Origin of the sequence: Sporolactobacillus terrae DSM 11697, from assembly GCF_000648615.1 — a bacterium.
Lineage (GTDB): Bacteria > Bacillota > Bacilli > Bacillales > Sporolactobacillaceae > Sporolactobacillus > Sporolactobacillus terrae.
This window is the reverse complement of sequence record NZ_JFZC01000096.1, coordinates 1-9551: the sequence shown is the minus strand read 5'-3', so window position 1 is coordinate 9551 and position 9551 is coordinate 1. Positions and strand designations below refer to the sequence as shown.

The window sequence follows — 9551 nt, the reverse complement described above, 5'->3', positions numbered from 1 at the left end:
TAACGAGGATTCTGAAAAGTACCAGCGTTCCTATGCGATGCTGCGCAACGATTTGTCTTTGAGTCAGGATTATTTGCCGGTTGGTGATGGTGATGTTTAAAGACGTGGTGACGCTGATTAAGACGCGCCAGGAGCGCATTAAAGGCGGTGGCTATAAAGAGGTCATTGATGCGCAGCGTGATGTTTTTACCGGCAAACAGAGCGCAGGGCGGACGGAATTCTATATGGCTGCTCAAGCAGATCTGCAGGTGGAGAAAGTCTTCAAGATCCGGATTGCGGATTATCAGGATGAACGCACGCTTCTTAATGACGGAGCCTGTTACTCCATCATTCGTGATTATGAGAAAGGCGATTTTGTGTTTTTAACCTGTCAGAAACGGATGGGCGGCTTGGATGAGGTGTTGTCATGAGTCGGACAATTGATGTGAATGTCGATGGAACAGAGGCGACTGTTCAGGCAATCAAACTATTTGATATGGAAACGCGTAAACAACTGATTGATCTTGTGAAAGAGACGGCAGGCAATATTCGAAAAGGTGCGCGAGCGCGGGCACCAATTGCGAAAACACCGGTCTCGAAGGGCGCACGAGGCGATCTAAAGCGATCCATCCGCGCCAAGTACTTCGATGGCGGTTTGTCAGCCACCGTTGTTCCGAGAAAGCCCAAGGGCTCTCATCGTCATTTAGTCGAATACGGAACCGCAAGCCGGCGGACGAAAAGCGGAGCGAATCGCGGCAGAATGCCAAAGATGCCGTTTATGGGACCGGAAGAACGCGCTCAAGACAACGTTTACAATGCCAAAGTAAAGGGGTTGGTTGATCGTGACAAGACTGTATGAAACGGAAATTCTGAATGTACAGGACGCCGTTTTTCAACGGTTGGCCGATGACCCTGGGCTGTCGTCCGCGGTGAGCGGCATTTTTGACAAAGTGCCTGAGAATGAAAATTTTCCTTATGTGGTGCTCGGCCGTTGTTATGCCACACCGTACCGGACAAAGACAACGGATGGCGAGCGAGTTGAGCTGACTCTGGACATCTGGAGCGGCGACAACGGCAAGAAAGAAACAATCGACATTGCGAATTTGATTGGCGCTGCGCTGGAAGATCCCCTTTCCCTCGATAGCGCCGATCTTTTTTCTCAAGAATTAAAGAGCATTGAAGTTCTGGAAGAGGTTACAGACCTGTTTCATGGAACCTTGGTTTATGAATTCATTTTAGATAAGGAGTGAGCCATTTGCCAAAAGTAAAAGGCGTCAATTGCAAGCTATACATCGTTGAAGGCGATCCGGCCAATCCGACGATTCTTGCCGGCCAGCGCAACGCCACGCTGAATCGAAGCGCCGATACGATTGAAACGACGGCAAAAGACAGCGAAGGTGGTTGGAAAGAAAACGAAGCAGCATTCAAAGAATGGTCGATCGATGCAGACGGCCTGCTGGTTGAATCCGATGCAGCCTACGACGCGCTGGAAGAGAAATTCAACAACTCGGAAAAAGTGGATGTCGTGATCATCATGCAGAACGGATCCAAATATTCCGGAAAGGCTGTTCTGAACGACTTCCCAATTGAAATGCCTTATGACGATATGGCAACCTATTCCAGTTCATTCACGGGCGATGGCCCATTAACAAAAGTACCGGCGGTGTAAACGATGGAAAAAACAATTTTGCAAATGAACAGCGGCACATATTTTCTACGATTTTCAATTAATGCGCATTGCGAAGCAGAAGGTTTGCTCGGCTTTCCAATCACGCAGCTTGGTGAAAAGACTGCGGGAATTTCAACGATGCGCACGCTTTTATATGTAGGTTTAAAGTATGGCGGACGCCCGGTAACGATGGATCAGGCAGGCGATATCATGGAACGCATCATAGATGAGAAAGGCATGGAATTTTTCTCAACAAAAATCAGTGAGGCTGTTCAGAAATCGTTCAACAAACAAAGCAATGACAACTACCAGAGGCGCCAGGGCTTTAAAAAAAAGGGCTAAGTGAGTACACAGAGATAATCGCTGAAGGCGTGCTTGATTTCGGATTATCTCCTGACGAGGTTGGCGAATTGACGTTCAGAGAATTCAATACATTCATGACACGCCATAACCTGCAGGAGCGGAACGGCTTGGAAATGCAGCGCAATGTGATGCTGAACGCGATCATCAATGCGTTCCGGAAGAAAAACGCGCGGTTCCTACCGCTTTTTGAAAAAGAAAACGACAGAACAGCAGAAGACGTTATCCAGGAACGGCATGAATTGTTCGGTAAAAAGCTGAACTGATCGTGCTTTTTTTATGCCGAAGAAGGGGGAATCAACATGGCATTGATCGTCAAGATCGGGGCAAACTTAAGCAACTTTGACAAGCAAATGCGGAAATTGACGCGAGATGTCAATAACGTTGGCGGGCACTTGCAAGAGGCTGGGGCAAAACTGACAACAGGATTAACCCTTCCACTGGCTGCTGTTGGCGCTGCTTCTTTGAAAGTATCTGATGACTTCCAAAAATCGCAAGGAAGTATCCAGGCACAGCTCGGCATATCTGAGAATAAAGCAAAACAGCTGAGCCAGACTGCTGAAAATATTTGGAAACAGGGATTTGGCGAAAACGTTCAGGTCGCTTCGGATACAGTTGCCCAATTATATAACGTCATGGGTAACATTCCTCAAAAACAGCTGGAAGCACTGACAAAACAGGCGTTGTCTCTGTCAAAAACATTTGGTGTTGACATTAATGAGTCCATCACCGGCACCAGTACGGTCATGAAGAACTTTGGTCTGAGCGGTCAGCAGGCTATGGATTATGTAACCTATGGCTTGCAGCATACGACGGGCCAGTTTCGCGGCGATTTTATGGATGCATTGACTGAGCTGATGCCAACATTCAAAGGAATGGGTGCAAATGCGCAACAGGCATTTGACATGATGGTCGCTGCACAAAACAGCGGGATGGAGAACTTTGATGCATTGTCTAGCCTGACCCAAGGCTTTACAGACAACCTGTCAAGCGGCTCAAAAGATGTTGCTTCACAATTTAGTGCACTTGGCGGGAATGCAGCGGCAACCTTTGAAAAGTTTCAAAATGGCGGTGCATCTGCCTATGACGTTATGGTCGCAACAGCACAACAATTGGGCTCGATGGACAACCAGGTAAGAGTGAATCAAATTGGTGCCTCTCTATTTGGCGATACCTGGACAGAAGCTGGAGCAAAAGCCGTTACTTCACTTGGTAGTGTCGATGGCAAAGTGCAAGGTGTGACTGGATCGGCAGCAAAAGCGACGGAAGCTGCAAATCAAAGTTTTGGTGATCAGTTTCAAGCAACGCTCCGGTCCGTTGGTGATTCGCTTAAACCAATTGGTGACGTCCTCAGTAATCTTGCAAGCTCGGTCTTTCCTGCGATCCAAAGTGCGGCCGCTAATTTATCTGCAGCTTTTCAGGGACTGCCTCAGCCAGCACAAAACTTGATTGTGATCATCGGACTCGTTGCGGCAGCGATTGGGCCAGTTCTTGCCGTTGTTGGGACAATGATCATCGCTTTTGGCCAGCTTTCAGCTGCATGTGCGACACTTGGCATTAGTATGATGGCTGCCTTTTGGTGGGTCGCGATAATCATTGCAGCACTTGCCGGAATTGTGGCAGTCGTCGTTTATTGGGATCAGATCAAAAAATATTTTGCTTCCTTCTGGGCATATCTGCAAAGCCTGTTCTCAGCTGCATTGAATTATATTAAAGGTTTATGTATGTCGATTTGGAATGGGATTGTTTCGGCAGCAATAGCGATTTGGACAGGTTTGACCAACTTTTTCAGTTCGATGCTTTCAACATTACGTGCTCTATTTTCAGCAGTTTGGAATGGAATTAAGAGTGTTTCTTTGTCGGTATGGTCAGCGATCACAGGCTTTTTAAGTAGCGCCTGGGGCGCGATATCTGGAGCTGCGAAGTCGATTTGGGGCGGCCTTGTTTCCTATTTTCAGACGGTGATGAATGTCTACAAAACGCTATTCACTGTTGGCTGGAACTTGATCAAAAGTTTTCTGTCGGGACTATGGAATGGCATTGTTGCAGTCGGACGGGCCATATGGAGCGGATTGGTTGCCTATTTTCAGACGACGTTCAGCAATCTATTTACCATTTTTTCAACAAGTTGGAATGCGATTAAATCCGTGATCATTTCTGTATGGGGTGGAATAAAGAGCGGCGTGTCAAGTGCTGTCAATACTGTTTCCTCGATTGTCTCAGGCGTCTGGAATGGGATCAGGTCGGTTACATCGTCTGTTTGGAACGGAATTAAGAATGCCATTGTCTCACCAATATCGGCTGCGAAAGATAAAGTGGCCGGAATTGTGAACGCAATCAAGGGCTTTTTTAGTGGCATGCATCTCAGTCTGCCGAGGATTAAACTGCCGCATTTCAGCATTGACGGCAAATTCAGTCTGGCACCGCCAAGCGTGCCGAAGCTGAATATCAAATGGTTCAAGACTGGCGGTGTGATTAAAGGGACGCCAGGAGGAAGTATTATTGGAGCCGGTGACGGTGGCGATGAAGCCGTTGTCCCACTATCCAATAAATCACGTATGCTGCCGTTCGCACAGGCGATCGCTTCAATGATCGGATCCGGGAATGATAACGATGAATCAACAGGGCCACGCCTCCTACGCCTTGAAAACGTGGTTAATTTGGACGGTCATGAGCTGGCGCGAGTTCTGCAACCAGTGCTTGATATTGTCAATGCGGACAAGATCACGATTGATGCCATTATGTCAGGAGGTCTGCCGTGATGCCTTATGCAATGACTGGCTATGATGACAAAATCAAGCTGGATGCGATGATCACGAAATCAGACGGCACGCAGATTTTGTTGTCTGAAGCGGGAATCAAGCTACGTGATTTTCTCGTCAGTGCGCCGACACCGCAACATCAAACGGCAGAAGTCATCGGCAGTGATGGATTGCAAGACTTGGGAACGACCTACGGACCGAGAAAGATTCATTGTTCTTGTTCCTTCCGATCAATTGATCGCGCTGAATTTACGCTTCTACGTGATGAAATTTTTCAGCTCTTTGACAGCAAAGAGCCATTTTTTATTACGGAAAACAGGCAGCCGGGCAAGCGATGGAAAGTGAAGGTAGACAGCGATTATGCGATCGATCAATCCCATCTTGTCGGTATATTCGAACTGGATCTGATTGCCTTTTCTCCCTACGCGGAATCAGTGGTTAGCACCTGCGAAGAGCCCATCGATACAGACAGCGAAAACTGGCAGTCTATCGGTGCCGGTTTGAATCTGGAAGAGGATATGCAATACGAGCATACTGAATCCTCATTCCGGATCTGGAATGGTGGAAACCGAACGATTGACCCAAGGGAGCACATGCTTGTTATCACCTTTACCGGTGCCTCTGATGATCTACTAATCCGGAACAAGACAACCGGCGATGTATGGCAATATAACGGCACAACGTCGGCAACGGATCAGATTGTCCTGGATGGCGTGAAGAATCTGAAGAACAGCTTCAGTATTCTTGGCCAAACAAATTTTGGTTTGATCAGCCTGAGTACCGGATGGAATGAAATTGAGATTATTGGCGCAATCGGAGCATTCACTATTTCTTTTGATTTTCGTTTTTTATTCCTGTGAGGTGCGAATGCGATGCGAGATTTATTGATTAAGAATTTGGAAGGAAAAATAGAACGACTGACCGATTATTCGGTCGCAAGGAAAAGGACGGTTAATGCGGAAAAATCGATCGACGTGACCATCTATCGGACAGCGCGTAATGGACATGCATATCCGATGATAGCTAACGAAAGCGAGTTGGACTATGAAGGCGATCCGTACATCATCAAGAAGCTGAAGGAGCGGACGATTGGAAAGACGGTTGTGGCAGCGCTCACAGCCACACACAAGATCTATGATCAGCTGGCCAACAATTATATTTATGACATGATCACCGGTACATTTACGCTGCAGGAGCTTCTGCAGTTTTTACTGCAGGGGACAGGCGTCTCAGCACAACTGACAGCCGACGGGTTGCCGAAATCTGTGACCGTGGAAAATTTTGGTGATGACGATTCCTTTTCCTTGTTGAAAAGTGCGCTCGGTAAATTCGGCGCAGAATATCTGCCGGCAGCAAATAAAATTCATGTGGCCAAAGAGCTCGGAAAAACGACTGATTATCAGCTGAGATATCGGTTCAACATCAGCGATCCGGAAAAGTCGATTGATACCTCTTCATTGAAGACATACATTCGCGGCTATGGAAAACAAAACGAGGACGGCTCATACATGGCTCAGGTCGAGTACACAAGCCCACTGGCAAGCGTGCCAGGCATCGGCATCCGACATGCCAAGCCGGTGCGTGATGACCGCTTCACGAATAACGATACGTTGCTTGAATACTGCAAAGCGCAGCTGACTGATTCCATAAACATTTCGATCACGCTCACCTATATAGAGCTGCGCAATGCCGGTATTCAGAACATTGATTTCGGCGATTATGTCTGGTGCATCATCGATCCATTCGACATTAAAACGAGGATTCGTTTAATGGCCATTGAGGATTATTCAAACGAAAAAGAATCACCTAAGTTCACACTTGGCGAGCTACGGCGCACGGCAACCCAAGTGATCAGTGGCATCACGAGAGCATCAAGGAATATTTCAACGCTTAGCGTACGACTTGACGACACATTCAAGGTTGCCAACGCTGCTTATGGCGATCGAATCATCAGCACCAAGGTAGGTGAAATCAATGACTGACATTGTTCAACTGAATTATCCAAGCGGTGATCACTTTTACCCCAAGACACACGCACAGGCGATAGAGGGACTGTCTGAAGAGATCAGTGGACAAATTAATTATCCTGTTACAAGTGTAAACGGAAAAAATGGTGATGTCAGGTTAACTGCTGCTGATATCGGCGCTGCTACTCCAGGCGATATACCAGATGTAACAGTGACAAGCGTGAATGACAAAACCGGTGCAGTTAATCTTAGCGCTGGTGATGTTGGAGCTTACAGTAGAAATGAGACAGACAATTTACTCGAAAACAAAGTGGACAAGATCGAAGGAAAACAGCTGTCCACAGAAGACTACACGACTGAGGAAAAGGACCAAGTAACAAAAATCGTGGACAAACAGGATAGAGTTCTTGTCTCACCTAACGGAAGTAAATTTATTTTATCGGTGGCTGACGACGGAACATTGAACGCAGAACCATACGTAGAAGGGAGCGAAGCATAATGAGATGGCCGTATCCGAATATCGGAGTATTAACGACAAGAGCATTTCGCAATCTGCTGAATAAAATCTTTGGAGACATTGGCGCAGATATGCAGGAGCAAAAGAGCCGGGTGGACAATCTGATCACGAGTAATCCGCAGCCGTCAGAAATCCAGGATATGCGCACCGGCAGAGACGGCCAAACATATCCAGTTGCAAGGGATATGGTGCTTGGTGAGATTGCGAAAACGGAGGCTGCACAGGCGGAAATTAACCAGGACACTGCTGCGCAGTTGGCGGATATTAAGAATGTAATGTACGAGGATTTTGGGGCTAAAGGTGACGGTGTTACCGATGATTACCAAGCTATATTAGCTGCCCATCTGTATGCGAATGAACATGATTTACCAATAAAAGGTAGATCGAATGCTAATTACTATATTAAAGATGCGCCAGCATCAATACCAATTAAAACGCTGGTTGATTGGAATGAAGCGCAATTTATTATCGATGACACAGAACTAACAGGATCGACAACAAATACCCATATTTTTATTATCTTACCATCAAACGATCCAATTGATGTATCTGAACAGATTACATCGTTGGCATCCAATACCACTTATATACCTGCGTTAGCGGTATATGGCGATGTACTTCTACATGTTATAAATAGCAATAAAAAACAATTTATAAGAACTGCACCGAACGTTGATGGCGGTTATAATCAGCAAGAAGTTATTCGCGTATGTAATGGTAACGTTTTATCCCACATAAATTGGGATTATGAAATAGTTACATCCGCTATGATTTATAAAAATGATAAAAACAAGTTACGAGTTGGGGGAGGACATTTTAATACTTTAGTAAATAAACTTGAAAATGTTTACGGAAATGGGGTTGACCGGGGCATATATATTCGCAGGTCAAACACTATTTTATCTATTTCTCATAATATTAATGGGGAATCGTCTACTCAAACGTCAAAGCCTTATAATGGCTGGATAAGTGCTATGTATTGTTGTGATCTTGTTTTAAGAGATACAACGCTGTCTGCACATAGAATATTTTATGATGAAAATAATATACCAATGGGTAGTTATGATTTAGCTTTACACTTATGCACGGATATTTTACTTGAAAATGTTGGCCAATTTAATGGCATTATGGATAGCTCTTTGTGGGGAGTTATGGCAAGTAACTATACAAAGGATGTAAAATTGGTTAACTGTAAAATAAATCGTTATGATGCTCATCGAGGGGTACACAATTTAACAATTGATAATTCAATAATTGGCTATCAAGGCATTAATATTATTGGATCGGGATTACTGCAATTAAGGAGAACGAAAGTTAATTGTAATCAATTAATTAATTTAAGAGCTGATTATGGGTCAACTTGGGATGGAGTTATTAAAATAAGAAATTGCGAACTGATACCCACAGATTTAACTCAAACAGATATAAAAATTGTCTTTTTTGTTAATCGCGAAGATCATGACTATGGTTATCGATGCTATTTCCCTAATCTAGATATTGACGGAATTTTGATTCATACGAATGTATCAAGCAAACCAACTATTATAAGCAATAAAGTTTTAAACACGGGATACCCAATTATTTCCGGGTTATGCAAAGATGACTATTTGGCAGAAAATGAAGCAGGAAGGTATCCACTAATTTTCAAAGATTATGTAAAGGTTAGAAATGTAAAAGTAACTACACCATGCCCATTTTCTATTTTTTATAATCATCCTGCATACTGCTACTGTGATAATGTTAATGTAATTAATACACACAGCACTTATAGTGACTCGTCTGTATCTGAACCTTTTTTAGATATAAAACCAAATTTCTTAATAGTCATTGATAATTGCGATTTATGGGATGCAAAAGATGAAACATCAAATTCTGGAGGATTAATAAATTCAGGGGCGACTGATATAACACACTCATTTATTTTTAATAATCATCGAATGTGCCCTAATATTATTATTAATGATTTAACTATGTCACTAAATATGGGTTTATATCCAATGCTTGTTACAGGTAATCGTTGCACCATTCAAAGGTGTGTCCGATACGCTTAATGATTATAAGATTGGTGTGTATGGATCGTACAGTGTGGTTGAAGCACTCAGCGAGACAAGCTACACCGATTTCTATTTTCAGACCTATGCGTGGAGCAATGGAAAAGTCAGCAAGCATGCCGATCTGTACCAGTATAAAAATGGGCAGACTATTTCAGGTGTATATTGCCATTGAATAGGGACAGCTGTGCCAAGTTTTTGGGACAGTAAAGACATCAAATTGGGACAGTTAGGACATGTGAGGGA

At 44.4% G+C, this 9551-nt stretch carries 12 protein-coding genes; all 12 read left to right on the top strand.

Translation table 11 applies throughout. The features are described 5' to 3' along the window. The first annotated feature begins 92 nt into the window (after positions 1-92). On the top strand, positions 93-410 hold the full coding sequence (locus AA84_RS18145) for a hypothetical protein (protein WP_051578096.1): 318 nt from the start codon (positions 93-95) through the stop codon (positions 408-410). Next, positions 407-838: an HK97-gp10 family putative phage morphogenesis protein gene (locus AA84_RS0115615; RefSeq protein ID WP_028977986.1), complete on the top strand. Its 432-nt coding sequence runs from the start codon at positions 407-409 to the stop codon at positions 836-838. Before AA84_RS18145 ends, AA84_RS0115615 begins: the two co-directional genes overlap by 4 nt. Next, positions 822-1229, top strand: a complete 408-nt coding sequence (locus AA84_RS18465; RefSeq protein WP_051578094.1) for a DUF3168 domain-containing protein — start codon at positions 822-824, stop codon at positions 1227-1229. Before AA84_RS0115615 ends, AA84_RS18465 begins: the two co-directional genes overlap by 17 nt. Before the next feature lie 5 nt (positions 1230-1234). Continuing rightward, positions 1235-1648 (top strand): phage major tail protein, TP901-1 family, encoded by a 414-nt coding sequence (locus AA84_RS18135; protein ID WP_051578092.1) that lies wholly within the window; start codon positions 1235-1237, stop codon positions 1646-1648. A gap of 3 nt (positions 1649-1651) precedes the next feature. Then, complete coding sequence (locus tag AA84_RS0115600; protein WP_028977985.1) at positions 1652-1990, top strand: hypothetical protein; 339 nt, start codon at positions 1652-1654, stop codon at positions 1988-1990. A gap of 68 nt (positions 1991-2058) precedes the next feature. Continuing rightward, positions 2059-2274, top strand: coding sequence for a hypothetical protein (locus AA84_RS0115595; protein WP_152540385.1), 216 nt, complete (start codon positions 2059-2061; stop codon positions 2272-2274). A gap of 36 nt (positions 2275-2310) precedes the next feature. Beyond that, the gene (locus tag AA84_RS0115590; RefSeq protein ID WP_028977983.1) at positions 2311-4770 is read left to right on the top strand and encodes a phage tail tape measure protein; all 2460 of its coding nucleotides are present in this window, start codon (positions 2311-2313) and stop codon (positions 4768-4770) included. Further along, on the top strand, positions 4770-5630 hold the full coding sequence (locus AA84_RS0115585) for a phage tail family protein (protein WP_051578089.1): 861 nt from the start codon (positions 4770-4772) through the stop codon (positions 5628-5630). The genes AA84_RS0115590 and AA84_RS0115585 overlap by 1 nt, the downstream gene beginning before the upstream one ends. A gap of 12 nt (positions 5631-5642) precedes the next feature. Continuing rightward, positions 5643-6752, top strand: coding sequence for a phage tail protein (locus AA84_RS18130; protein ID WP_051578087.1), 1110 nt, complete (start codon positions 5643-5645; stop codon positions 6750-6752). Then, positions 6745-7236, top strand: a complete 492-nt coding sequence (locus tag AA84_RS0115575; RefSeq protein ID WP_028977981.1) for a hypothetical protein — start codon at positions 6745-6747, stop codon at positions 7234-7236. Before AA84_RS18130 ends, AA84_RS0115575 begins: the two co-directional genes overlap by 8 nt. After that, positions 7236-9305: a hypothetical protein gene (locus AA84_RS0115570; protein WP_028977980.1), complete on the top strand. Its 2070-nt coding sequence runs from the start codon at positions 7236-7238 to the stop codon at positions 9303-9305. Before AA84_RS0115575 ends, AA84_RS0115570 begins: the two co-directional genes overlap by 1 nt. Continuing rightward, positions 9256-9480: a DUF1906 domain-containing protein gene (locus AA84_RS18750; RefSeq protein WP_236628105.1), complete on the top strand. Its 225-nt coding sequence runs from the start codon at positions 9256-9258 to the stop codon at positions 9478-9480. Before AA84_RS0115570 ends, AA84_RS18750 begins: the two co-directional genes overlap by 50 nt. Positions 9481-9551: the final 71 nt, after the last annotated feature.